Here is a 25388-nt window from a genome sequence, read left to right on the forward strand (position 1 = left end):
AACTGATCGGCCAAAGTCCCTTCATGAGTGAGGGACAGGTGGAATGTTCGTGAAAAGATCAGAGACGCCGCGCACCGCGATTCTGCCCGACGGCACGGTTCTTTCGCTGGCCGATCTGCCGCCGCTTGATGTGCGGTGGGTGGCAAGTCGCAAGGAAACCGTTGTCTATGCGGTGGCCTATGGACTGCTGACGCGGGAGGAGGCTTTGCGCCGTTACGGCCTCTCGGATGAAGAGTTCGATGCATGGGTCAACGCGATTCGGCGGCATGGAAGAATGGCGCTGAAAGTCACCGCTTTGCAGCGCTATCGAAAACAATAAATCTTCAAAAACCCCAGACGTAAGCGTTTGCGCGAATCTTGGTAACCTCATATTAACCTTCTGGGCCGATGGTCGAGGGACTTAGGCGAATCGGGGGCAACACGAGATATGAGAATTTTACTGGTTGAGGACGACCCAAGCACGGCACGCGCAATCGAGCTGATGCTGACGGCGGCAAGTTACAACGTTTTTCGCACCGATATGGGTGAGGAAGGCATCGATCTGGCAAAGCTCTATGACTACGATCTGATCCTCTTGGATCTGGATCTGCCGGACATGCACGGGATGGAGGTGTTGCGTCACCTGCGTCTTGCGCGGATCGACACGCCGATCCTGATCCTGACCGGGTCGGACGACACTGAAAGCAAGCTGCGCGGCTTTGGCTTCGGTGCCGATGACTATATGACCAAACCCTTCAATCGCGAGGAATTGCAGGCCCGGATTCAGGCGATCATCCGTCGCTCGAAAGGTCACAGTCAGGCGATCATCCGCACCGGCGAGATCGTGGTCAATCTGGATGCGCGCACGGTCGAAGTGAAGGGCAAGTCGGTCAATCTGACCGGCAAGGAATACCAAATCCTTGAACTTCTCAGCCTGCGAAAAGGCACGACGCTGACCAAAGAGATGTTTCTGAATCACCTCTATGGCGGCATGGATGAGCCTGAGCTGAAGATCATCGACGTTTTCATCTGCAAGCTGCGCAAGAAACTGTCCGAGGCGAACCAGGGCGACAACCATATCGAGACGGTATGGGGACGCGGTTATGTGCTGCGCGAGCCCAATCCCGGAGAGGGACGGATCGCACTTGGCGCCTAGCAGGCCGCACACTGTCTTCCCTTCATCGGAGGTAAGGCGCTGACGCGGCATCGCTCACGGAACATGTGCCGCGGTTGACGAAGACCGGGTTGCGCGACGGCGTTTCCCGGTCTTTTCTTGCGCATAACGTTGCACTGGTCGGTCAAGGCGTGTCTTTGCTTTCGCCTTGTCAGCACTCTGGGAAACCGGCATCCGGTCACGTTATAGAGAAGGCGGGGTGGATGGCCCCGAGGAATGACGGGGCGCGCCATGACGACAGAATCGGATAATGTGATCGGGCAGGACACAGTCGCGCCGCGGGATCTGACCGAAAAGCAGGCCGCCGATCAGATCGCCGCGCTATCTGAACAATTGCTGCAGGCGAATGAGGATTATCATACCCTCGACGCGCCGGTTCTGTCCGATGCCGATTACGACCACCTCAAACAACGGTTGCAGGCGCTTGAGGCGGCATTCCCGCAACTGGCCAGCCTCGACAGCCCGACACAGAAGGTCGGGGGCGCTCCGGCAGAGGGTTTTGGAAAGATCACCCATGCCCAGCGGATGATGTCGCTGGAGAATGCGTTCTCCGAGGAAGATGTGACGGATTTTGTCACCCGCGTCCGTAATTTTCTTGGCCTCGGCCCTGAAAAAGAGCTGCGATTCACCGCAGAACCCAAGATTGATGGGCTATCCCTGTCACTGCGCTATTTGGACGGTAAACTGGTGCAGGCGGCGACCCGCGGCGATGGCAGCGTTGGTGAAAACGTCACCGAAAACGCCCGGACGATCCGCGATATTCCGCAGAAACTACAGGGCGATGTTCCAAACATCCTCGAAGTTCGGGGTGAGGTCTATATGAGCCACGCCGATTTCGAGGTGCTGAACGCCTCGGGCACTGGCCGTATCTTTGCCAATCCGCGCAATGCCGCTGCAGGCTCGCTGCGCCAGATCGACCCAAAGGTGACCGCCTCGCGCCCGCTGCGCTTCTTTGCCTATAGCTGGGGTGAGCTGTCGGCACCGCTGGCCAAAACCCAGATGGGCGCGGTCGAGCGATTGCAGGCGCTTGGGTTCCAGACCAACCCATTGACCCGCCTTTGCGATGATGCCGCGCAGATGATCGCCGTGTGGTCCCAGATCGAACAACAGCGCGCGACCTTGGGTTATGACATCGACGGCGTGGTCTATAAGGTCAACGATCTTGCCTATCAGTCCCGGCTGGGCTTCCGCTCGACCACGCCCCGGTGGGCTTTGGCACATAAATTCCCGGCCGAGATTGCCTGGACGCGCCTTGACCGCATTGAAATTCAGGTCGGACGCACCGGCGCGCTGTCCCCGGTTGCGCGGCTGGAACCGGTGACGGTGGGCGGCGTCGTTGTGTCCAACGCGACGCTGCATAACGAGGATTACATCGCCGGTCGCGACAGCAATGGCGCGCTGATCCGCGAGGGGCGGGATATTCGCGAAGGCGATTGGGTCAAGATCTATCGGGCGGGCGACGTGATCCCGAAGATCGCCGATGTCGATCTATCAAAGCGTCCCGCCGACAGTCAGCCCTATGTCTTTCCTACGACCTGCCCGGAATGCGGCTCTGATGCGATCCGCGAGCCGGGCGATTCTGTACGTCGCTGCACCGGCGGCCTGATATGCCCGGCGCAGGCGGTTGAAAAGCTGAAACATTTTGTCGGGCGGGCAGCCTTTGATATCGATGGACTTGGCGCGAAGCAGATCGAGATGTTCTTTGCTGACGACGCCCTGCCGATCCGCGAGCCTGCAGATATCTTCACGCTGGCAGAGCGCGATGCCAAAAACCTGACCAAGCTGAAGAACCGCGACGGTTTCGGCGAACGCTCGGTCGAAAAGCTGTTCGCGGCAATCGAGGAAAGACGCAATATCACGTTGAAAAGGTTGATATTCGCGCTTGGCATTCGCCATGTGGGCGAGGTTGCGGCGGCGGTTCTGGCGCGTCACTTCGGCACATGGGACGCGCTTGTCGCCGCCATCGACGGCGCGGCCAGCGAACCCGCCTTCAGCGCCCCCGACGACAAGGCCCGCCGCGCCGTGCTGGCCGATAGCCCGAATTGGGCGGAACTGACCGGCATCGACGGCATTGGCGCGGTTCTGGTGCAATCGCTGGTCACCACCTTCACCCAAGAGGCCGAGCGGGGCAGCATCGACCGGCTGGTCGCGCAACTGGACATTCGGCCGGACGAGACGCCGAAGAATATTCAAAGCCCGATTGCGGGTCAGACGCTGGTTTTCACCGGCACGCTTGAGCAGATGACCCGCCCCGAGGCCAAGGCGCGGGCAGAGGCGATGGGCGCGAAGGTCGCGGGCTCGGTCAGTGCCAAGACCGATCTGGTGGTCGCCGGACCCGGCGCGGGCTCGAAGGCAAAGAAAGCGGCAGAGCTGGGCGTCAAGGTGATCGACGAGGACGAATGGATGCGGATCGCCGGGGCATGACGCAGCCTGCCGGTCGCCCGCCTGCGCTGTTCCCGCTGTTCGCGGGGATCGACACGCTGCCGGGGATCGGCCCGAAGGGGCGCGCCGCGCTGCAACAGATGGGGATCGAGACGCCCCGCGATCTGGCGATGACCCTGCCAAACAGCGGCGTGACCCGCCGCCGTATCGCCTCGCTGGCCGAAGCGCGCGCACCCGAGGTGGTGACCGTCGCTGTCACCGTCGGGCGCCACCATCCGCCCGCTCAACGCGGCCGTCCGTGGCGCGTTCATTGCAGCGACGGCACCCATGACCTGACGCTGGTGTTCTTCCACGCCCGCCGCGACTGGATCGAAAGTCAGTTGCCGACCGGCGCGCGTCGCGTGGTCAGCGGCAAGCTGGAACTGTTCGACGGCATGGCGCAGATGGTCCATCCCGACCATATCCAGCCGCCCGAAGACCCGCTGCCACCGGAATTCGAGCCGGTTTACCCGCTCTCTGCCGGGCTGACGCAGAAGATGATGTCGAAGGCGATTGCGGCTGCGATGGAGCGGATGCCGCCGATGGCGGAATGGATCGACCCGCAGCTTCTGGCGGATCGCGGCTGGCCCGGTTTCAACGATGCCCTGACCGCCGCCCATGCGCCCGAGGCGGCGCGCGATCTGTCGCCCGATCAGGGTGCGCGCGCGCGGTTGGCCTATGACGAGTTTCTGGCGCATCAGATGACACTGGCTCTGGTGCGGCGCGAGAAACGCCGACTGAAGGGGCGGCCCACGCAGGGCGACGGGCGGCTGCGACAGGCGGTTATGGCGCAATTGCCCTGGCCCCCGACCGGCGCGCAAACCCGCGCCATTGCCGAGATTGCCGAGGATATGGCCAGCGACCGCCGCATGAACCGGTTGCTTCAGGGCGATGTCGGCGCGGGAAAAACGCTGGTGGCGATGCTAGCCGCCTTGGTCGCGGTCGAGGCGGGCGGGCAGGCGGTGCTGATGGCGCCGACCGAGATCCTTGCCCGGCAACATGCCCGCGCGCTGGAGCCTCTGGCCCGTGCGGCGGGAGTGCGGCTGGCGGCCTTGACTGGGCGGGATCGGGGTGAGCTTCGTGCGCAGATGCTGGAAGATCTGGCTGCGGGGCGGATCAACATTCTGGTCGGCACCCATGCTGTTTTCCAAAAAGACGTGCATTTCCAAGATCTTCGGCTGGCGATCATCGACGAACAACATCGCTTTGGCGTGGCGCAAAGGCTGGAGCTTTCCGCCAAGGGCGCGGTGCCGCCGGATATGCTGATCATGACGGCGACGCCGATTCCGCGCTCGCTGGCGCTGACGCAATATGGCGATCTGGACATCTCGATCCTTGACGAAAAGCCGCCCGGACGACAGCCGATCACCACCGTCATGATCAGCGATCAGCGGTTGGACGAGGTGACCGCGCGGCTACGTGCCGCCATCGCTCAGGGCGCGCGCGCCTATTGGGTCTGCCCGCTGGTCGAGGAAAGCGAGGTCAGCGATCTGACCGCAGCCGAGGCCCGGTTTCAGACGCTGCGGGCGCAGTTCGGCGATGTGGTGCGGTTGATCCACGGGCAGATGCCCGCCGAGGATCGCGACCGCGCCATGGCGGATTTCGCCAGCGGTGTTGCGCAGATTTTGGTGGCGACGACGGTGATCGAGGTTGGCGTCGATGTGCCCGAGGCGACGATCATGGTCATCGAGCGCGCCGAGAATTTTGGTCTGGCGCAACTGCATCAGCTTCGCGGGCGCGTGGGCCGGGGGCAGGGCGCCTCGACCTGTCTGCTGATGTATCATTCGCCGCTGGGCGAAACCGCCGCGCGGCGGCTGACGACGTTGCGGGACACCGAAGACGGGTTTCGGATCGCCGAAGTCGATATGGAGATGCGCGGCGCGGGGGATGTGATCGGCACTGCCCAATCCGGTCTGCCGCGATTCCGAATCGGGGATTTGGAACATCAGGCCGGTCTGATGGCGGTTGCGCGGCAGGATGCGCGGGCGCTTCTGGAACGCGATCCGGCGCTTGAAAGCCCGCGGGGCAAGGCGCTGCGGATGCTTATGTGGTTGATGCAACAGGACAAAGCGATCCGCCTGATCTCGGTCGGATAGGTTCTAACGACGTTCGCATAATGTTCTTAAAATGTTCTTTACATACAACCAGAGATATGAGAACAAATAGGCAACCGATGAGGAGTTGCCGCCATGTCCCGCGAATTCGTCTCTGATCTTCTTGGGGTCGCCGCCCTGTCCGTCACCACCATCGTGGTGCTGTGGCTGCCCGCGATCCTGCAAGCCTGACTCTCTGCCCCGCGTTGCGATGACGGCGCCACCGCCTGTGCGCCATCTGGTCCCCCTGCACGCGCAACTTGACCGGCCCCTTTGTGGGCCGGTTTTTTCTTGGGCTGTTTCAGGCTGCGGCCAGCGCGTGATCCAAGGCCTCAAGCGTGGCGTCCCATGCAAGCAGGATCGAGGCATGGCGGTTCGGATATTCTCGCGCCGGCAGCAGCGTTTCCAGTTCCGCAAAGGGCGCGGCGGGGGGCTGTCCGTCTTGCTTCAGCATGGCTTGCAATGCATCGCGTGCGGTCTGAATTTCCTCGCGGCTGCGCCCGATCACCGCGCTGCCAAGGACCGAGGCCGAAGCCTGCCCAAGCGCGCAGGCCCGCACCTCTTGCGCGAAATCGGCGATGCGACCATCGGCAGTGGTGGTCAGATGCACCGTCACCGAAGAACCGCATTGGGGCGAACGGCGCATGGCGCTTGCCTCAGGCGCGTCAAGCCTGCCCAAATGCGGGATCGTCGTGGTCAGCGCCAGAATCCGGCGCGAATAGAGCTGCATCAGGTCGCTATCGGCCATTGGTCTTTTCCACAGGCTGCCTTAGCCCTAGATAGGGGCGGCAATGCTGAAAGGAAACCCGATGTTCGACCCGTCGCGGCTGAAATACGACCAGAACGGCCTGATTCCCGCGATCGCGCAGGATGCTGGGACCGGCGATGTGCTGATGATGGCGTGGATGAACGCCGAAAGCGTGGCGCAGACGCTGAAGACCGGGAGGGTCACCTATTGGTCGCGGTCGCGGCAGTCTTTCTGGATCAAGGGGGAAAGCTCGGGCCATGTGCAGGAGCTGGTCGAGCTGCGGGTGGATTGCGATGCGGATTGTCTGTTGGTGCTGGTGAACCAGACCGGGCCTGCCTGTCACACCAATCGGCGGTCGTGTTTTTACACGGCGGTTCGTGACGGCGAAGAGGTCGAGATCCTGCGGCCAATGGCGTAGGGGGCTTTGCCCCCGCCGCCGTATCGGCGACTCCCCCAGGATATTTTTGGACCAATCCAGGGGTCAGAGATTGAGCATCTGCCGGATCTGGGCGGGGGTGGTGCCGTCGTCGCGATAGTGGCGCAGCGCGCGGGCGTCGTCGCGTTTGGCAAGGCGTTTGCCGGAATCGTCGCGGATCAGGCGGTGGTGGTGATAGATCGGGGTCGGCAGCTTCAGAAGTTTCTGAAGAAGAACATGTATCCATGTGGAATCGAATAGATCTTTGCCACGGGTGATGTGGGTGATGCCCTGTTCGGCATCGTCGATCACCACGGCGAGATGGTAGGATGTGCCCATGCCGCGACGGGACAGGATCACGTCGCCGATGCCGTCCAGAAATTCGTCTCGGCTCAGGATATGGTCCTGATCCGGCAAGATGCATTCGTCGCGGAAGCTGAGGTTTTCGATGCCAAGGGCGTCGAAGGCACGGGCGGTGTCCAGCCGGATCACGTCATCCGGGCCGGTCTCGTCCATTGGCCGATGGCGGCAGGTTCCGGGATAGATGAGGCCATCAGGACCGGCGGGCAGGGCGCCTTCCTGCGGGGCCGACAAGGCCGCGCGGATATCGCCGCGTCGGCAGGAACAGGGATAGCAAAGCGGGGCGAGTTGGGTCAGCGCGTCCTGATAGGCATCCATCCGGTCGGTCTGGCGCATGACCGGGTGCTGCCAATCGAGGCCCAGCCAGAGCAGGTCGTCATAGATCGCGGCCTCGTATTCCGGTTTGCAGCGGTCGCGGTCGATATCCTCGATCCGCAGCAGGAACTGGCCGGGACTGGCCTCTTGCGCCGCGATCAGCGCCGCATAGGCATGGCCCAGATGTAAAAGCCCGGTAGGCGAGGGCGCAAAGCGCGTGCGTCTTATTGCGTCGCCAGCCATGCCGCGAAATCGTCTTTGGCGCGTTGCGTATAGGCGGGGTAGCGGTCTTTTCGGCCTTTGCGGCCGCTGCGGGCTTCGTCCAGCGGCGGGAAAAGCCCGAAATTCACGTTCATCGGCTGGAAGGTTTTCGCCTCGGCCCCGCCGGTGATGTGGTTGACCAGCGCGCCCATCGCCGTCGTATAGGCCGGGGGGGCAAGGTCATGGCCCTTGGCCGCTGCCGCTGCCATTCGCCCCGCCAGAAGACCCATGGCGGCGCTTTCGACATAGCCTTCGACGCCCGTGACCTGACCGGCGAAGCGCAGGTTCGGACGCAGGCGCATCCGCATCCGGTCGTCCAGCAGCGTCGGCGAATTCAGGAAGGAATTGCGGTGGATGCCGCCCAGACGCGCGAAGCTGGCATTCTCCAGCGCCGGGATCATGCGGAATACCTCGGTCTGGGCGCCGTATTTCATCTTGGTCTGGAAGCCGACGATATTATAAAGCGTTCCCAAGGCATTATCACGGCGAAGCTGGACGACCGCATAGGCCTTTTCGGTGGGATTATGGGAATTGGTCAGGCCCACCGGCTTCATCGGGCCGTGGCGCAACGTCTCGCGACCGCGTTCGGCCATCACCTCGATCGGCAGGCAGCCGTCGAAATAGCCCGCCGTTTCACCCTCGCGGAATTCGGTCTTGTCGGCGGCCAACAGCGCGTCGATGAAGGCCTCATATTGATCGCGGTTCATCGGGCAGTTGATATAGGCGCGCTGTTCGGCCTCGGTCTCGCCCTTGTCGTAGCGGCTTTGTTCCCAGGCGACCGACATGTCGATGGTTTCGGCATGAACGATGGGCGCGATGGCGTCGAAGAAGGCCAAGGCCTCGGTTCCCGTCACCTTGCGGATCGCAGAAGCCAGCGCGTCAGAGGTCAGCGGCCCGGTCGCGACGATCCAGTTGCCGTCGGTCGGCAGATCGGTGATTTCGGCATCGCGGATCTCGATCAGCGGCTCGGCCCGCAGCGCCGCCGTGACCGCCTGCGAAAACGCCTCGCGGTCCACGGCCAGCGCGCCGCCTGCGGGAAGGCGGTGCTTGTCGGCCATCGCCATGATCAGCCCGCCCGCCGCGCGCATTTCCCAATGCAACTGCCCGACCGCATTCATCACATCGTCATCCGAGCGGAACGAGTTCGAACAGACCATTTCGGCGCAATCGCCGGTCTTGTGGGCGAAGGTTTCGACCTTGGGCCGCATTTCGTGAAGGATCACCGGAACGCCTGCGCGGGCGATCTGCCACGCGGCCTCGGAACCGGCCAGACCTGCGCCGATGATATTGACGGGCTGCATGAAACCTCCTCGGTGATCAGCGGTCAGATAAGTCGGCGGACCGCAAAAGGAAAGGGCGGCGCCAGCGGCACCGCCCCGGATCGTGTCAGCGGATGAAGATCACTCTTCGGTGGCTTCTGCCGCTTCTTCTTCGCTGTCGCCGTCATCGCTGGACCGCAGCGCCGAGGGGGCGGCGATGTTGGCGATGACGAAGTTGCGGTCGATGGTGGTTTTGCTGCCTTTGGGCAGGGTCACCTGATCGATATGGATCGAATCGCCGACTTCGTGGCCTTCCAGATCGACGGTGATGTGATCGGGGATGTCACCCGCGGTCACGATCAGTTCGACCTCGGCACGAACGGTCACCAGCGTGCCGCCCTTTTTCAGGCCGGGGCACTTGTCCTGATTGATGAATTCAACCGGGATGAACAGGTTCACCTTCGAGTTGCGACGCAGGCGCATGAAGTCGATATGGATCGGCAGATCCTTCACGACGTCTTTCTGAACGCCGCGGCAGATGACGCGAACGTCTTCCTGACCTTCGACCTTCAGGTTCCACAGCGTGGACATGAAGCGACCGGCGCGCAGCGTGGTCAGCAGTTTGTTGAAGTCAAACTGGATGGAGACCGGGTCTTTGTGGTCACCATAAACAATGCCGGGCACTTTGCCTTCGCGGCGAGCTTGGCGGGCGGCCCCCTTGCCTGTCCCCGCGCGTGCCTCGGCCACCAGATCTGGGATCTCTTTGGCCATGATATTATTCCTAATCGTTGGTTGGCGCCGCCATCCTCCAAGGGTGAGTAGCGGCAGAGCCGGGCCTATAGCCCAAGGCGGGCGATTTGTGAAGGGCGAATATGGACAAGGCGCTGTGAAGCGCGGTCAGGCGCCATATTCGGTCAGGAAATCCTGTGGCACCAGCAGATTGTGGAGGCCGAGATTCTTCACATCCCGTTCGCCGCACAGCGCCATGCTGATGTCCAGTTCCTTGCGGATCACCTCAAGCGCGGCGGTGACGCCAGCCTCGCCCATCGCACCCAGACCGTAGATATAGGCCCGCCCGATCCATGCCGCATGCGCCCCATAGGCCAGCGCCTTCAGCACGTCCTGACCGCTGCGGATACCGCTGTCCATGTGGACCTCGACCCGGTCGCCAACTGCCTCGACGATATGCGGCAGCATGCGGATCGAGGACAGCGCGCCATCAAGCTGCCGCCCGCCATGGTTCGACACGATGATCGCATCGGCGCCGAAATTGGCGGCAATGCGGGCATCTTCGGGGTCAAGAATGCCCTTCAGGATCAGTTTGCCACCCCACATATCGCGGATGCGCGCGATCTTGTCCCAGTCCAGCCGCTCATCGAATTGCTGCGAGGTCCAGCTCATCAGCGAGGACGGATCGGCGACGCCCTTGGCGTGGCCGACGATATTGCCGAAGAACCGCCGCTTCGTCTGCAGCATACCCATACCCCACCGCCACCGCGTCGCCAGATCCAGCAGTGTCGGCAGGGTCAGTTTTGGCGGGGCGGAAAGACCGTTTTTCAGATCCTTGTGCCGCTGCCCAAGGATTTGCAGATCAAGGGTCAGCACCAGCGCGCTGCAATTTACGGCCTTCGCACGCTCGATGATCGCGGCCAGAAAGTCCTGATCCTTCATGACGTAAAGCTGGAACATGAAGGGTTTTGTCGTGTTCTCGGCCACATCCTCGATCGAGCAGATCGACATGGTGGAGAGGGTATAGGGAACGCCGAACTTCTCGGCCGCGCGGGCGGCGTGGATTTCGCCATCGGCATGCTGCATTCCGGTCAGCCCGACCGGGGCAAGCCCCACCGGCATACTGGCGGGCAGGCCCGCGATGGTCGTCGCGGTATTGCGGTTCGACATATCCACCGCAACCTTCTGGCGCAGCTTCAGACGGGCGAAATCGCTGCTGTTCTCGGCGAAGGTCTGGCCGGTATAGCTGCCCGATTCCGCGTAATCGTAGAACATTTTCGGCGTGCGGGCGCGGTAAAGCTGCTTCAGATCGTCGATGCAGGTAATGACTGGCATGGTCCCCTCGTCCAGCTTGGTAAAAATTACTTACCAAATCTCGCGGGGCAGCACAATCACTGCGTCGGCTGCATCCTGCTGCGCGTGTCGGGTTCGATCACCGGGGCTTGCAGCGCGGCGGCACGGCGGCGCAGGGCTTCGGCGCGGGCGGTGGTTTCGGCATCGACGGCGGCGGGGGAGTTTGCGGCGGTCGTGGCGTGATCCGGCAATTGCGGATCGGCCAGAATTTCGTTTGTCGGCAATAGCTTGGGATATGACGCCTGATCGCGGTCGCAGGCGCTAAGCGGGATCAGGGCAAGGGCGAGCAGCGGAAGATGTTTCATGTCGCAAAGTTACGGCCTGTCCCGATCCTGGGCAACGGGCTTTTCGCCGGGCGCTTTGGCCGGTATCAAGCGGCATGGCGCGCACGCAGGGATCACGATCAGACGTTACCGGCCCGCTGCTGCGGCAGAAGGCGCTGAAGCTGTTTGCGCGGCAGGGATATGCGGCGGTCTCGATGCGGCAGATCGCGGCGGCGGTGGGCGTGCAGGTGGGCGCGCTTTACGCCTATACGCCCGACAAACAGGCGCTTCTGTTCGATCTGCTTTGCGATCACATGCAGCAACTTCTGGATGCGTGGCAAGATGAGCCTGCTGCCGATGCTTTGAAAAGGCTGGAAAATTTCGTCCGGTTTCATATCGGCTTCAGTCTGGACCACTCGGATCAGGTCTTCCTGTCCTATATGGAACTGCGCAATCTGACGCCCGAGAACTTTACCACCATCGCCGGGATGCGCGGGCAATATGAGTCCTCGCTAGAGACGATCTTGCGCGACGGTATGGCCGGCGGAACGATGCATATCGACGATCCGAAGCTGGCGACGCTGGCGCTGATCGCGATGCTGACCGGCGTTACGAACTGGTATCGCGAGGGTGGTCGGCTGGATCGGCAGCGGATCGGGGATGTTTATTGGGAACTGGCCCGCGGCGCCGTCGGGGCGTGAAGCAACACCTGCGGGCGTTGCAATGGGCGTTTGTGCAACGGAAAAGCCGGATGGGCCGGAAAGCCAGCGATTGCTGGGGTTCCGGGGGCACAGGGCGTGCACCGGGCATGCACTGGATGTGCACCGCCTGTACACAGCTTGCGAACGGTGGGTGTTGCGTGGACGGGAATGCGGCTGATCGGGCAATGGCTGGCCGGGGCGTGAGGCCCTGTTTCCCGCGCTTGCCCCGGCGCGGTTGCTGGCCGATAATCGCGCCATGAGTCTGCCCCCCGGTTTCCTTGACGAGCTTCGCAATCGTGTCCCGATCTCTCGTGTGATCGGAAGGAAGGTGGTTTGGGATCAGCGCAAGTCCAATCAGGCGCGGGGCGATTGGTGGGCGCCGTGCCCTTTCCATCAGGAAAAATCCGCCAGCTTCCATTGCGACGATCAGAAGGGCTTCTATTACTGCTTCGGCTGCCATGCCAAAGGCGATGCGCTGACCTTTCTGCGCGAGGCTGACGGGCTGGAATTCATGGAAGCGGTGAAGGTTTTGGCGGCCGAGGCCGGGTTGGCGATGCCCGAGCCTGATCCCCGTCAGCGAGAGCGGACCGACCGGCGCACCAAGCTGCTGGAAGTGACCGAGGCCGCCTGCCGCTGGTTCCGGCTGCAACTTCAAACCGGCGCTGCGGCAGAGGCGCGGGATTATCTGGCCCGACGCGGCCTTGATCGTGCCGCCGAGGATCGGTTCGAGATCGGCTTTGCACCAGATAACCGCACCGCTTTGACGCAGGCCCTGAAGGAAAAGGGCTTTGACGAGGCGATGATAGTCGAAGCCGGGATGTCGGCCAAGCCTGATGGCGGCGGCGCAGCCTATGACCGTTTCCGCGGTCGGATCATTTTCCCGATCCGGGACGGGCAGGGGCGGTGTATCGGCTTTGGCGGGCGCTCGATGGACCCGAATGCGCGGGCGAAATATCTCAACAGTCCGGAGACGCCCTTGTTCGACAAGGGGCGCAATCTTTACCACGTCGCGCCGGCGCGGGCGGCGGTGGCGAAGGGTCAGCCGCTGATCGTGGCCGAGGGCTATATGGACGTGATCGCGCTGGCCCGCGCCGGGTTCGAGGGCGCGGTCGCGCCGCTTGGCACCGCCATTACCGAGGATCAGTTGCGGCTGATGTGGCGGATCAACCCCGAGCCGGTGATCGCGCTGGACGGCGATGCGGCGGGGCAGCGGGCGGCACAGCGGCTGATCGATCTGGCGCTGCCGATGACCGGGCCGGGGCAGGCGCTGCGCTTTGTCATCCTGCCTGCCGGGCAAGACCCGGACGATCTGATCAAGGCGGCGGGGCGGGGCGCGATGCAGGCGCTGCTGGATCAGGCGCGGCCCTTGGTCGATCTGCTCTGGGCGCGCGAGATCGAGGGGCAGGTTTTCGACAGCCCCGAACGCAAGGCGGCGCTGGACAAGCGGCTGCTGGACGCGATCGGGCGCATTCCCGATGAACTGACCCGCCGCCACTATGCCGATGAGATCAAGCGCAAGACCTGGGAACTTCTGAACCGCTCGGGCCGCAATCAGTCTGCCCGCCCGAAACAGGGTGGGTCGGGGCGCAGCACCGACCGGCGCGGCGGCCCCTCGACGGGGTCGCGCGCGCCGCGCCCGGCCATCCATGTCGATACGACGCTGGCCGGGGAAACGCTTCTGGAAGGCGCAAGTCTGCTGATCTGCGCGCTGCGCCCGGAACTGGTCGCGGCGGTCGAGACGCGGCTGGAACGGCTGATCCCCCGCGATGCCGACCGCGCCGCGCTGTTGCATGATCTTCTGTCGCATGATGACAGCCCCGCTGGTCGCGAGGGCCTTGAAAGGCTGCGGAAGGACGCCCATCTGGGCCTGACCCCAAGCGTCATCTGTTCGCAAGAAGCCGACTCCGTCGCCGCGATCCTCAGCAATCTTCTGGATCGGCTGGAAGCGCAGCGGGCGGCAGGCGCGGAACTGGCCCGCGCCGAGGCCGAAATTCAGGGTGAGGCCGATGAGGGTCTGACCTGGCGGATGCAGCAAATTGCCCGCGCCCGGCACCGGGCCGAGCGTCCCGAACTGGAAACCACCGGCGATCTGAACGAGGATCGCGATGCCCTTTCGGCACAGCTTCAGGACTGGCTTAGCGGCGAAATCTGGCGCAAGCCGCCGCGACGGTGACGCGCAAAGGGGCAGGACATGGCGAATCACCCTATGGGTGGTCGCGAATCATCAGCTTTACCTGCCGTTTGACGCCACGGCTGGGAAGGTTACAAACAGGAAGATTTGCGGCGATTCGCTGATTCGCGAATCACCGACCCGAGAAGGAGCCCTGGATGGCCACCAAGGACGACGATACCGACAAGACGGACAAGGACGACAACGCCCATACGCTCGACATGAGCCAGGCGGCGGTCAAGCGCATGATCGCCGACGCACGCGAGCGTGGCTACATCACCTATGATCAGTTGAACGCCGTCCTGCCTCCTGAACAGGTCAGCAGCGAACAGATCGAAGACGTGATGTCGATGCTGTCCGAAATGGGCATCAATGTCATCGAGGACGAGGATGAGGCCGAAGAGGCCGAGGGCGGGGCCGTGGCCACGACCGGTTCCGGCTCGCGCGAGATTGCGGTTGCGACGACCGAAACCGAAAAGCTGGACCGCACCGATGACCCGGTGCGGATGTATCTGCGCGAGATGGGCTCGGTCGAGCTTTTGTCCCGCGAAGGCGAAATCGCCATCGCCAAGCGGATCGAGGCTGGTCGGAACACGATGATCGCGGGGCTTTGCGAAAGCCCGCTGACCTTCAAGGCCATTATCATGTGGCGCGAGGAGCTTCTGGAAGAAGAGATCCTGCTGCGCGACGTGATCGATCTGGAAACCACCTTCGGCCAGTCGCTTGACGACGAAGAGGGCGAAGAAGAAGAGCTGACCACCGAAGACAGCAGCTCCGAGACCTCGCAGCAGCGCGAAGAACTGGATGCCGACGGCAATCCGATGCGTTCCGAGGACGACGACGAGGATGATGACGGCAGCAACCTGTCGCTTGCCGCGATGGAAGCCAGCCTCAAGCCCAAGGTTCTGGAGACGCTGGAAACCATCGCCCATGGCTATGAGCAGCTTGCTCATATGCAGGATCAGCGGATGTCGGCGACGCTGAACGAGGATAGCAGCTTCTCGGTCTCGGCAGAGGCAGATTATCAGAAACTGCGCAGCCATATCGTCGGTCTGGTGAACGAGCTTCACCTGAACAACAGCCGGATCGAAGCGCTGGTCGATCAGCTTTACGGCATCAACCGCCGGATCGTGACCATCGACAGCGGCATGGTGAAGCTGGCCGACGCCGCCCGCATCAACCGCCGTGAATTCATCGACGCCTATCGCGGCAGCGAGCTGGACCCGTCCTGGGTGGACCGCATGTCCGATCAGGCTGGCCGTGGCTGGCAGGCTTTGTTCGAACGCTCGCGCGACAAGGTCGAGGAACTGCGCAGCGAAATGGCGCAGGTCGGCCAATATGTCGGCGTCGATATCGAGGAATTCCGCCGCATCGTGTCTCAGGTCCAGCGCGGCGAAAAGGAAGCCCGTCAGGCCAAGAAGGAAATGGTCGAGGCGAACCTGCGTCTGGTGATCTCGATCGCCAAGAAATACACGAACCGTGGCCTGCAATTCCTTGATCTTATTCAGGAAGGCAATATCGGCCTGATGAAGGCCGTGGACAAGTTCGAGTATCGCCGGGGCTATAAATTCTCGACCTATGCGACTTGGTGGATCCGTCAGGCGATCACCCGCTCGATCGCCGATCAGGCCCGCACGATCCGTATTCCGGTCCACATGATCGAGACGATCAACAAGCTGGTGCGGACCGGCCGCCAGATGCTGCATGAAATCGGTCGCGAACCGACGCCGGAAGAACTGGCCGAAAAGCTGCAAATGCCGCTGGAAAAGGTTCGCAAGGTGATGAAAATCGCCAAGGAACCGATCAGCCTTGAAACCCCCATCGGGGATGAAGAGGACAGCCAGCTTGGCGATTTCATCGAGGACAAGAACGCCGTTCTGCCGCTCGACAGTGCCATTCAGGAGAACCTGAAGGAAACGACGACCCGTGTTCTGGCCAGCCTGACCCCGCGCGAAGAACGGGTTCTGCGGATGCGTTTCGGCATCGGCATGAACACCGATCACACGCTGGAAGAGGTTGGTCAGCAGTTCAGTGTGACCCGCGAACGGATCCGTCAGATCGAGGCCAAGGCGCTTCGGAAACTGAAGCATCCGTCGCGCAGCAGAAAGTTGCGGTCCTTCCTTGACCAATGATCTTGATTTCGACGGCCTGGCCTTTCTGGTCTATCGCAGCTCGGCCGTCGATCGCCTGACCGAAACCGATCTGGACGACATCCTGCATGCCGCCCGCGACCGGAATCAGGCCTTGTCTGTGACTGGCTGCCTGCATTTTGAAGATGGTCTTTTCTTTCAATGGATTGAAGGACCGGCGCAGGCAGTTGGTGAGGTCTTTCAACTGATCGATGATGATCCGCGTCACAGCGATCTGACCGTTCTGGGGCAGGGGCCGCTGGACGCGCGGCGCTTTCAGAACTGGCGGATGCGTTATTCCGACCGTGAACACGGTTCGCTGATGGACTGGTTCGCCAATAGCGAGGTGGCAACGGTCGATCGCAAGGATTACGCGGGCGGCGTCGTCGCCTTCCTGACCGCAATCGCCGTCTGACGTCGTTCTTATTTTAGCGATTTTCCGGGCCCGGACCGCAGGAAATGGCGGCATCCGGGCTTGCATTTATAGCACAAAAAGTGAACACTTGGACCTGCGACCGGGATCGGAGACTTTATGCCGCAACAACTTGCCGAATGGCTTGGCGATGTGCAGAGCCTCAGGTTCCTGCTGATCTTCGCAGCGGCTGTGTCGCTGCTGCTGCTCTTTCTGTTTATCGGCCAAAGACGGGCGTGGCGTGACGCCGATGCGACCGTGGCTGCTGCGATGGCGCGCGAACATCAGCTTCTGGCCGATGCCCGCGCGCTGGAACTGCGCGCCGGTCAGCAAGAGGTCAGGTTGGACGGGCAGGGCGCAAGGCTGGCCGAACTGGCCGAGGAACGCGACGGTCTGACCGACGCTTTGCATCAATCGCGCCAAAGCCTGTCGCAGATGCAGACCGAACTGGCCCAGTCGCGGCTGCGTGCCGAAAAGGACGCCGAAGCGGCGGCGAAGGAAATAGCCACCTTGCGAGAACTGCGTGAGGAAATGACCGGCCAATTCAAGCTATTGGCGTCCGAGATCTTGCGCGTGCAGCAGGGCGACATGCAAAAGGCGCAGGGCGAGCAGTTGACGGCTTTGCTGAACCCGTTTCGCGATCAGGTTCATCGTTTTCAGACCGAATTGCAGGCCCGCAACAAGGTTCTGGACGAAGAAGGTGCGCGGCTGCGCGAGCATATCCAATATCTGCATCAACGCTCGGAGGATATTTCGCGCGAGGCGGTGAACCTGACGCGGGCGCTGAAAGGCGAAAAACAGCGGCAAGGTGCATGGGGCGAAATGGTGCTGGAACGGCTGCTGGAGGAATCCGGGCTGAACGCCGGCACCCATTACGACATGCAGCACAGTTGGACCGATGAGGACGGCAAGCGCTGGCGGCCTGACGTAGTGGTCAAGATGCCGCGCGGCAAGGTCATGGTGATCGACAGCAAGGTCTCGCTGAACGATTACGAAGCGGCGGTGAATGCCGATGACCCGGTCGAGGCGCAGGCGGCCCTGCGGCGGCATGTGGCGGCGATCCGCGCGCATGTCTCGACGCTGGCCGAAAAGGGCTATCACAGAATGGACGACGCCTCGGTCGATTACGTCCTGATGTTCATCCCGATCGAAGGCGCATTTTCCGAGGCGTTGCGCGCCGATCCCGGTCTTGCCAGTTTCGCGATGGAAGCGCGGGTCGGCCTGACCACGCCGACGACGCTGATGCTGACATTGCGGACGGTCGATCACATCTGGGCCGTTGAGCGCCGCGAAAGCAACGCCGCCGACATCGCCAAACGCGCCGGGCAGCTTTACGACAAAGTTGCGGGTTTCGTCGACTCGATGGACGCAGTGGGCCGCGCGCTGGATCAGGCCAGTCGGGCCCATGGACAGGCGGTTGATCGTCTCAGCCGCGGATCGGGCAATGTCATCCGGCAGGTCGAAATTCTGCGGGAACTTGGCGCCCGGAACCAGAAGCGCATCGCGATGGAGCATGATGGCGGCGACGTGCCGACGCTGGAGGCGCCGGACAGTTCAGAGGCCGCCGAATGATCAATACCTTCACCATTCGGACCGAAGGCCCTGCCTGCCACGACTTTACCCACGATGTTGCTGGATGGCTGGAAGGGATCGGCGCAGAGGACGGGTTGCTGACGCTGATGGTGCGCCACACCTCCTGTTCGCTACTGATACAGGAAAATGCCGACCCCGATGTGCAGGTTGATCTGCTGAACTGGCTGAACCGGATCGCTCCGCGCTCTGATCATCCGTCGATGGGCTGGATCACGCATCGCTACGAAGGCCCGGATGATATGCCCGCGCACCTGAAGGCTGCGGTATTGCCAGTAAGCCTGCAAATCCCGGTTCAGCGCGGACGGATGATGCTGGGGCGATGGCAGGGGATTTATCTGGTCGAACATCGCGACAGGCCGCATGATCGCGAGGTCGCTGGGCTATTTCAGCACACTGCATTGTAGTTAAAGGGGAATGCTGCGCGGCGGGCAGGGCCCGGCAGCGCAGCATCAGGTCAATCGTCAAGCACGAATGTGACCATCATATTGACACGATAGCCGGTGATCTTACCTTCGTCGCATTCGACGATCTGTTCCTTGATCCACGCGCCTTTAACGTGGCGCAGCGTCTCATTAGCGCGTTGCAGGCCATTCACCACGGCGTCTTCAAAACCCTTCTGGGACGTGGCGGAAATCTCGGTCACGCGGGCAATGCTCATCCTTTCCTCCATCGGTTTATGAACAGATGGCCAACGCCCCGCGCCTGTTTCAGTTCATTCCGTCTGGCCAAGCGGCGAAAGCGGCATTCGCGCCACATTTTAGCCCTATCACATCTTGTAGCCTGTGGATAACACTACCCAAACTGTGCCGCGCTACCTATAGTGGCTGTGAGTTTGGGGATCAGAGGGACAAGTGAATGCGCTGCCCGTTTTGCGGAAATGTCGATACGCAGGTCAAGGATTCTCGCCCGGCCGAGGATAACGTCGCCATCCGCCGCCGCCGCTTCTGCCCGGCCTGCGGTGGTCGCTTTACCACCTATGAACGGGTCCAGTTGCGCGATCTGGTCGTGGTCAAATCGAACGGCAAGCGCGAGGATTTTGATCGTGACAAGATGTCCCGCTCGATCCGGATCGCGATGCAGAAACGCCCGGTCGAGCCCGAACGGATTGAGCAGATGATCAGCGGTATCGTTCGCAGGCTGGAAAGCACGGGCGAAACCGACATTCCCTCGAAGATGATCGGTGAGATCGTCATGGAGGCTTTGTCGCGGATCGACAATGTCGGTTATGTGCGTTTTGCGAGCGTTTACAAGAACTTCCAGGACGCCGACGATTTCGATAAATTCGTCGCGGAACTGCGCCCCGGCGCCGCCAACGACTGAGCCGTGTCGAAGGCAGACGATTTTCGGCACATGGCCCACGCGCTGCGATTGGCGCGCCGCGGACTTGGGAATGTCTGGCCCAATCCGGCTGTCGGCTGCGTGCTGATCCGTGACGGGCGTGTTGTCGGTCGCGGTTGGACGCAACCCGGCGGACGCCCGCATGCTGAGCGGATGGCGCTGGATCAGGCGGGCGAATTGGCGCGCGGCGCGACCGCCTATGTGACGCTCGAGCCCTGCGCCCATCACGGCAAAACACCGCCCTGCGCGCTTGGTCTGGTTCAGTCGGGCGTGGCGCGGGTGGTCAGCGCGTTTACCGATCCCGATCCGCGCGTTGCCGGTCGCGGTCATGCGATCCTGCGTGAGGCGGGGATCGAGGTCCGCGAAGGGGTGATGGAGGCCGAGGCGCGAGAGTTACAGGCCGGATTCCTGTCGCGGATCACGCGCGGGCGGCCCTTTGTTACGTTGAAACTGGCCAGCAGTTTCGATGGCAGGATTGCTACCGCGAGCGGTGAAAGCCAATGGATCACCGGGCCTGCTGCGCGCGCGCATGTCCATGCGATGCGGGCGATCCATGACGCGATCATGGTTGGCGGAGGGACGGCGCGGGCCGACCTTCCGTCGCTGAATGTGCGCGGATTCAATCTGCCGTCTCAGCCGGTTCGGGTGGTGGTGTCGTCGCAGCCGCTGCCGGAATTGCCCGCCGAGGGACCGGATTTCGGGCCGCTTTGGCAAGTCTCGAGCGAGCCCTTGGTGATGCTCAAGGAGTTGGCAGAGCGTGGTTTGACAAGGGTATTCTGCGAAGGCGGCGGCGTTCTGGCGGCCGCGCTGTTACAAGCTAGGCTGGTCGATCAGGTGATCGGATATACGGCGGGCTTGGTTCTGGGTGCGGATGGTCGTGCCTCGGTTGGCACGCTGAATCTGTCCCACCTGACCGATGCGCCGCGCTTCGATCTGGTTGAGACGCGGCGGATCGGGCCGGATCTGTTTCATCGCTGGCGGCTAACGTCGCCAAATCCAGCTATGGCCTGACAGCGCGCCCTGCAGTTTCGCGAGCGCCCGCAGGCCGGGGCTTTGATCGGGCGGTCCTTCGATCAGCCGCTGGACGGCAATTTCTGGCGGGCAGGGCAAGCCGCTTTTCGGATCGTGATAACGCGGATAGGCTATGAGGCAGGCATAGGCCAGCGCGGCGAGGCTGGGCCGGGCGGTGCGGCGCGCCGGGATCGGGCCCAGATCGCGGGTCAGGCCCCAACCCGCATAAAAAGGCGCGCCCAAGGTCACCACATGAATGCCGCGCAGAAGCGCCTCGAAACCCAGGGTCGAGGTGATGGTCCAGACCTCATCGATCCGTGGCAGCAGCGTGACCGGGTTCGCGTTGCGGGCGACGTGATCGGCAAGTCGGGCCAGATCGGCGGGGGCGATGAGGCCGGGGCGCAGGCCGGCCTCGACATCGGGATGCGGCTTGTAGATCAGGATCGCGTTCGGATTGTCGCGGCGCACCCGTTCCAGCAGCGCCAGATTGGTCCGCTCGGCGCCGCCGCCCAGCAGGATCGAGGCGTCATCCTCGACCTGACCGGGGATCAGGATGCGCCTGCGCCCGTCGCGTTCGGGCAGCGGCATCGGATTGGTGCCGAGGTTGTATTTCGTCAGGCCCGCCTTGCTAATCGTCGCCAGAAGCCGCAGGGCGCGCGTTTCAGCCGCAGGACGAATCGGGCTGGAGATCAGCCGCTCGAGCCTGCTTTCGCGGGTCGGGTCGTAGTAGATGCCCAGATCGTCGGCGATCAGCGACAGCGGCGGGGTCAGCGCCGCGCCAAGCCCGCGCGAGCGCAGGAAACCGTCTTCGACGCGGATCGCCTGCGGCACCTCGGCCGCGCGTGAGGCCCATGTCAGCGTCACCTTCGGCGAGGGGTTGGCGGTGAAACGCAGATGGTTGCCGCCGAACGTGTCGGCGATGAAGCGGCGTTTCCACAGGCGCATGCCATAGGCCAGATGACCGTGGCGGTCCTGCTGCCACGCCCGCATCTCGGCCAGCATCTGGTTCGCGGCACCGTCGAAATCGGTCAGGCGGTCGTTGCAGGGATCATACCAGACCGGGGCGAGCAGGTGGCTGGCTGCGAAAATATCCTCGACGCTTGCCGGGCCGCGACGATCCGGGGGCAGGGGGTGCTGATCCTCGGTCAGGCCCCAGCCAGCATAGAAGGGCTGGCCGAAGATGCGGGGTTTATGACCGGCCAGAACAGCCTCGTATCCAAGCTGCGAGGTCATTGCATAGACCGCGGCGGCACCGTCCAAAAGCGGCCAGGGCGAGATGTTCGAGGTGCAGAATTCGTCGCCGGGGCGAAGATCGCTGGCGTCGAAATGGCCGGGACGCAGGCCCGCCGTGGTTTCCGGGTGGCTGCGGATGACGATGCGCTGGCCGGGATGGTCGGCGCGTGCGACATTCAGCATCGTCAGGAATGCGTCCCGCCCCGCGCCCATCAGCGAAGCATCGCAACGTGTCTGGTCGATCACCAGCACATAGCCGGGATCGGGCGGCGCGATGTCGCGGTCATGGGCGTTGTATTTGGAGAGGTCCAGCGCCTTGAGCCGCTTGATGCCGTCACGCGCGCGTTGATGCAGATCGGCGGTTGCGCCGGAACTCACCAGTTCCTCGATCAGCGAGGGGCGCGAAGGGTCAAAATGGACACCGACCGGATCGATGATCAGCCCGATCGGGCCACGTCTTGCCACCCGGCCCTTGGCGCGACCCGGCAGGACCGAGCGCAGGAAGGCATCCTCGATCGTGACCAGCGGATTGCCCCTGCGGGCGGCGACGGCGCGGCCGCGCCATGCGGTCGGGCTGGCGCCCCAGATGCCGACGGAATCGCCGGTGTCGGGCAGGCCGGTGCGGATCTGCCAACCGGCCAGTTCGACGATCCGCCGCAGCCGCGGTTGCAGCCAGAAGCCGCCGTTATAAACAAAAAGCCGCCGGAGATCGGCTCCGGCGGCTTCGGTATCTTTAGACGGCACGATGTCAGTTGCCGATGGTGGCCAGCGAATCTGCCGATGCCGCGCTGCCGGTGATTGCCTGCAGAACCTTCTGCCAACGGACATAGGGCGCCTCGGTCACATAGACGGAATCGCCGTCGCGGATCAGAAAGTCGCGGGCAAGGAACAGCCCGTTCGGGCGGGTCAGATCCAGCACATAGGCCATGCGCTGCGTGCCATAAACCTGCTTGCCCAGAACCCGGCTTGCCACCGCTTCCGGTTCATCGCGCAGCACGAAAACGCCGGTCGGGTCGGCGAGGTTCGAGTTGAGACCGCCAACCATGGCAATCGCCTCGACCGCGTTGATCATTTCGTTGCCAAGCGGCACCCGCGTCTGGCCGCCAAGCGCGCCAAGTGCGGTGAAGCTGCGCTGATCTTCCTCGACAAGGATGATGTCGCCGGGGCGCAGCGCGATGTCGTTCTGACCGGCGTAAAGATCGGTCAGCCAGACCTTGCCCATCTCGTTCCCGCGCTTGACGGTGACGACCGCAACTTCGGGTTCGACCGAGACGCCACCGGCGCGGGCCAGCATCGCCGAGAGCGAGCGGGTGGGCCGCTCGATCGGGAAGACACCCTGACCGTTCACCTTGCCCATCACCGAAACGGTGGCGCCGTCACCGGCGACGCGGGCGACGGTCACCTGCGGGTCCGGGGTCTGTGCGCTCAGCCGGTCGGTGATGATATTGCGCAGCTGTTCGGGGGTATTGCCGGCAGCCATGATGCGGCCCGCATAGGGCACGAAGATATAGCCGCCGCTATCGACCTGAATTTCCTGCAAATTGGTCGAGCTGTTGCCAAGCGAGGTCAATAGCCCGTCATCGACGTTTTCCCAGATCGACAGGCCCAGCACGTCACCGGGCCGGATCTCATCCGCGCCGACCTGTCCTGCGCGCTGAAAGCTGCTGGAGAACCCGTAAGAGGGGGCGAAATTCGCGGTGCGGGTCACATGGTCGTTGACGTAGATCACATGGGCATTGCCGCCCTTTTCGACGGCGCCCGAATAGATCTCGTTCTTGCTGGGGCCGGATCGTGGCAGGGCGCAGGCCGACAGCAGGGTCATCGCTGCAAGCACGGCCATCCGGGCCAGAGCGGCCCTGGGGGGGAAGACTGTCACCTCTCGAAACTCCTGTTTCTGGATTCCGGGCTTTGCCGCCCGGTTTGCACGTAATCTAGCGTCAGTAGCCCCCGGTTGCCACAACTTACTGGGGGTCATTCGATCCTATCGTCAATTTGCTGCCGATAGGTAACCCGGCCCGCTGCAAGCGATTCATACGGGTCTTCGCCCGCAAGGATCAGGTCGGCGACCAGCCGCAGGGCATGGGCGCGGGAACGGCGGGAATAGAAGCCGCCGGGAATCTGGCTGGTTTGCAGCAGATAATCGCGGAAAATCCGGTAGGAGGCGGGATCTGGTGGCTGTGGATCGGCCAGAAAGGACGCCAGATTCTGATCCGAGACGAGGCCCGGTTTGCTATAGACCGCGCGCCCCATGGCCTTGACCGGCAGCCCCCGCCACAGCGCCTGCTGCGCCGCGGTTGAGTTCACGGTCACGATGGAACGGGCATTGGCCAGCATATCGGCCAGTTTGCCGCCCCTGAAATAGTGGACACGACCGGCGATTCCATGCGTCTCGGCGCTTTTGCGGATGGCGAGACGATTGCGTGCGCGGCCATCCTCTAGCGGGTGGGCCTTGAACAGCAGGTGATGATGACGCGGGGCCGAGCGGGCAAATTCCGCGATCACTTCGTCCACGAACTGCGCATTCTTTGTATAATGCGAATGGCCCAGAAAGCTTGCGTCATGTTCAAGCTGCATCAGCACCAGCGAATAGGGATCGCCCGACAGCTTGAAACGGTGCCACTGGATCGCGCGGCGCAGGTTCGTCGGTGGCGACAGCAGGAAACGTCGCAGGTTCAGGCGAAACTCTTCCAGGACCGGGATGGCGCGGTGGCCGCGATATTCGCGATAGCGGCCATTCGCGATCAGGACCAGAAAGTGATACAGCGCGCCGTAGAATTTGTGGTGGCGCATGTCGCCCCAATGGGCCGGGGGACGGCGGATTTCGTTCGAGGTCTCCCGCAGCGTTGCCCGCATTTCGGGCAGGCCGATGCGCAGCAGCGCCGAATGGCCGTTAGAGCCGCCACGTTCGTAGCTGATCCAGTAGGGGCGCAGATACCCTTCTTCAAAGACATGCAGCCGCAGACCGTTATCACTGCAGATTTTGCGGGCGGCGGCGTGGATCGGGCGGAAATCGCCGTAAAGCACGATATCGGTGATGCCCTTTTCGGCGACGATGCTGCGCAGATGTTCAGGCCAGTCGGCGGCACTGCCGGTATGGGCCAGAAAGTTGCCCTTGTCCGACCAGAAGAATTCATCCCCGGCATTGAACCCGCAGCGCCACACCTTTGCTCCGGCATTGCGCAGCAAACGGCCAAGCCGGTCGAAGAATGGCCCATGCGGTCCCTGCAGCAGCAGAAACACCTTCCGTTCGGCGCGATCACCGGCTGTTCGGATATCTGTAGCCTCGACCGGATCGGGCTTGGGCCAATGGACCTGATTCATGATGAGGTGATCTAAAGGAACGAAGCTAAGATCTTATTAATCGCATGAATTACCCCTGATATCTACAAATACATTCGGGGCTGCTGCAGGTGGTGGCACGTCTTGCAGGA

At 62.7% G+C, this 25388-nt stretch carries 23 protein-coding genes; 13 read left to right on the forward strand and 10 right to left on the reverse strand.

What is annotated here, in order from left to right; translation table 11 throughout:
- Positions 1–43 precede the first annotated feature (43 nt).
- From sciP to recG, 4 genes are all read left to right on the forward strand, one after another.
- A complete protein-coding gene (sciP, locus tag JJJ17_RS15100; RefSeq protein ID WP_200687869.1) occupies positions 44–319 on the forward strand; it encodes a CtrA inhibitor SciP in 276 nt (91 codons plus the stop codon).
- 108 nt (positions 320–427) lie between these two features.
- Complete coding sequence (gene ctrA / locus JJJ17_RS15105; protein ID WP_200687871.1) at positions 428–1135, forward strand: response regulator transcription factor CtrA; 708 nt, start codon at positions 428–430, stop codon at positions 1133–1135.
- A 249-nt stretch (positions 1136–1384) separates the two neighbouring features.
- On the forward strand, positions 1385–3577 hold the full coding sequence (gene ligA / locus JJJ17_RS15110) for an NAD-dependent DNA ligase LigA (RefSeq protein WP_200687873.1): 2193 nt from the start codon (positions 1385–1387) through the stop codon (positions 3575–3577).
- The gene (gene recG, locus JJJ17_RS15115; RefSeq protein ID WP_234464138.1) at positions 3553–5670 is read left to right on the forward strand and encodes an ATP-dependent DNA helicase RecG; all 2118 of its coding nucleotides are present in this window, start codon (positions 3553–3555) and stop codon (positions 5668–5670) included. Before ligA ends, recG begins: the two co-directional genes overlap by 25 nt.
- A 298-nt stretch (positions 5671–5968) precedes the next feature.
- On the opposite strand, the gene JJJ17_RS15120 is transcribed toward recG, so the two are convergent.
- Positions 5969–6415 (reverse strand): iron-sulfur cluster assembly scaffold protein, encoded by a 447-nt coding sequence (locus JJJ17_RS15120; protein ID WP_200687875.1) that lies wholly within the window; start codon positions 6413–6415, stop codon positions 5969–5971.
- A gap of 43 nt (positions 6416–6458) precedes the next feature.
- Between JJJ17_RS15120 and hisI the strand changes: the two genes are divergently transcribed.
- Positions 6459–6833 (forward strand): phosphoribosyl-AMP cyclohydrolase, encoded by a 375-nt coding sequence (gene hisI / locus JJJ17_RS15125; RefSeq protein WP_234464139.1) that lies wholly within the window; start codon positions 6459–6461, stop codon positions 6831–6833.
- 63 nt (positions 6834–6896) lie between these two features.
- Here hisI and gluQRS read toward each other — a convergent pair whose 3' ends face one another.
- From gluQRS to JJJ17_RS15150, 5 genes are all read right to left on the reverse strand, one after another.
- Positions 6897–7748, reverse strand: coding sequence for a tRNA glutamyl-Q(34) synthetase GluQRS (gene gluQRS, locus JJJ17_RS15130; protein WP_200687877.1), 852 nt, complete (start codon positions 7746–7748; stop codon positions 6897–6899).
- On the reverse strand, positions 7730–9067 hold the full coding sequence (gene trmFO, locus JJJ17_RS15135; protein WP_200687879.1) for a methylenetetrahydrofolate--tRNA-(uracil(54)-C(5))-methyltransferase (FADH(2)-oxidizing) TrmFO: 1338 nt from the start codon (positions 9065–9067) through the stop codon (positions 7730–7732). The genes gluQRS and trmFO overlap by 19 nt, the downstream gene beginning before the upstream one ends.
- Before the next feature lie 99 nt (positions 9068–9166).
- Positions 9167–9796, reverse strand: a complete 630-nt coding sequence (locus JJJ17_RS15140; RefSeq protein ID WP_200687881.1) for a 50S ribosomal protein L25/general stress protein Ctc — start codon at positions 9794–9796, stop codon at positions 9167–9169.
- Between the two features lie 126 nt (positions 9797–9922).
- A complete protein-coding gene (locus JJJ17_RS15145; protein ID WP_200687883.1) occupies positions 9923–11089 on the reverse strand; it encodes an alpha-hydroxy acid oxidase in 1167 nt (388 codons plus the stop codon).
- A gap of 56 nt (positions 11090–11145) precedes the next feature.
- Positions 11146–11412, reverse strand: a complete 267-nt coding sequence (locus JJJ17_RS15150; protein WP_200687885.1) for a hypothetical protein — start codon at positions 11410–11412, stop codon at positions 11146–11148.
- A gap of 74 nt (positions 11413–11486) precedes the next feature.
- On the opposite strand from JJJ17_RS15150, the gene JJJ17_RS15155 reads away from it, so the two are divergent.
- The 6 genes from JJJ17_RS15155 (at position 11487) to JJJ17_RS15180 (ending at position 18779) form a co-directional block, all read left to right on the forward strand.
- Positions 11487–12071, forward strand: a complete 585-nt coding sequence (locus JJJ17_RS15155) for a TetR/AcrR family transcriptional regulator (protein WP_200687887.1) — start codon at positions 11487–11489, stop codon at positions 12069–12071.
- 256 nt (positions 12072–12327) lie between these two features.
- The gene (gene dnaG / locus JJJ17_RS15160; RefSeq protein ID WP_200687889.1) at positions 12328–14244 is read left to right on the forward strand and encodes a DNA primase; all 1917 of its coding nucleotides are present in this window, start codon (positions 12328–12330) and stop codon (positions 14242–14244) included.
- A gap of 155 nt (positions 14245–14399) precedes the next feature.
- Positions 14400–16373 (forward strand): RNA polymerase sigma factor RpoD, encoded by a 1974-nt coding sequence (gene rpoD, locus JJJ17_RS15165; RefSeq protein WP_200687891.1) that lies wholly within the window; start codon positions 14400–14402, stop codon positions 16371–16373.
- On the forward strand, positions 16363–16785 hold the full coding sequence (locus tag JJJ17_RS15170; protein ID WP_200687893.1) for a BLUF domain-containing protein: 423 nt from the start codon (positions 16363–16365) through the stop codon (positions 16783–16785). The genes rpoD and JJJ17_RS15170 overlap by 11 nt, the downstream gene beginning before the upstream one ends.
- A 117-nt stretch (positions 16786–16902) precedes the next feature.
- A complete protein-coding gene (gene rmuC / locus JJJ17_RS15175) occupies positions 16903–18354 on the forward strand; it encodes a DNA recombination protein RmuC (RefSeq protein WP_200687895.1) in 1452 nt (483 codons plus the stop codon).
- Positions 18351–18779 (forward strand): secondary thiamine-phosphate synthase enzyme YjbQ, encoded by a 429-nt coding sequence (locus tag JJJ17_RS15180; protein ID WP_200687897.1) that lies wholly within the window; start codon positions 18351–18353, stop codon positions 18777–18779. Before rmuC ends, JJJ17_RS15180 begins: the two co-directional genes overlap by 4 nt.
- A gap of 50 nt (positions 18780–18829) precedes the next feature.
- Here the strand turns inward: JJJ17_RS15180 and JJJ17_RS15185 are convergent, their stop codons facing one another.
- On the reverse strand, positions 18830–19033 hold the full coding sequence (locus JJJ17_RS15185) for a dodecin family protein (protein ID WP_200687899.1): 204 nt from the start codon (positions 19031–19033) through the stop codon (positions 18830–18832).
- 197 nt (positions 19034–19230) lie between these two features.
- On the opposite strand from JJJ17_RS15185, the gene nrdR reads away from it, so the two are divergent.
- Together nrdR and ribD are read left to right on the forward strand one after the other, a co-directional pair.
- Entirely contained in the window at positions 19231–19695 is a 465-nt protein-coding gene (gene nrdR / locus JJJ17_RS15190) for a transcriptional regulator NrdR (protein WP_200687901.1), read from the forward strand.
- 30 nt (positions 19696–19725) lie between these two features.
- Positions 19726–20724 (forward strand): bifunctional diaminohydroxyphosphoribosylaminopyrimidine deaminase/5-amino-6-(5-phosphoribosylamino)uracil reductase RibD, encoded by a 999-nt coding sequence (gene ribD, locus JJJ17_RS15195; RefSeq protein WP_200688077.1) that lies wholly within the window; start codon positions 19726–19728, stop codon positions 20722–20724.
- Here the strand turns inward: ribD and JJJ17_RS15200 are convergent.
- From JJJ17_RS15200 to JJJ17_RS15210, 3 genes are all read right to left on the reverse strand, one after another.
- Entirely contained in the window at positions 20695–22701 is a 2007-nt protein-coding gene (locus JJJ17_RS15200) for a capsular polysaccharide biosynthesis protein (RefSeq protein WP_325168823.1), read from the reverse strand. The genes ribD and JJJ17_RS15200 overlap by 30 nt on opposite strands.
- Positions 22702–22705: 4 nt before the next feature.
- Positions 22706–23797 (reverse strand): polysaccharide biosynthesis/export family protein, encoded by a 1092-nt coding sequence (locus JJJ17_RS15205; RefSeq protein WP_407673372.1) that lies wholly within the window; start codon positions 23795–23797, stop codon positions 22706–22708.
- Between the two features lie 131 nt (positions 23798–23928).
- On the reverse strand, positions 23929–25278 hold the full coding sequence (locus JJJ17_RS15210; RefSeq protein ID WP_200687906.1) for a capsule biosynthesis protein: 1350 nt from the start codon (positions 25276–25278) through the stop codon (positions 23929–23931).
- Positions 25279–25388: the final 110 nt, after the last annotated feature.

It is taken from the genome of Paracoccus caeni, assembly GCF_016629665.1.
Lineage (GTDB): Bacteria > Pseudomonadota > Alphaproteobacteria > Rhodobacterales > Rhodobacteraceae > Paracoccus > Paracoccus caeni.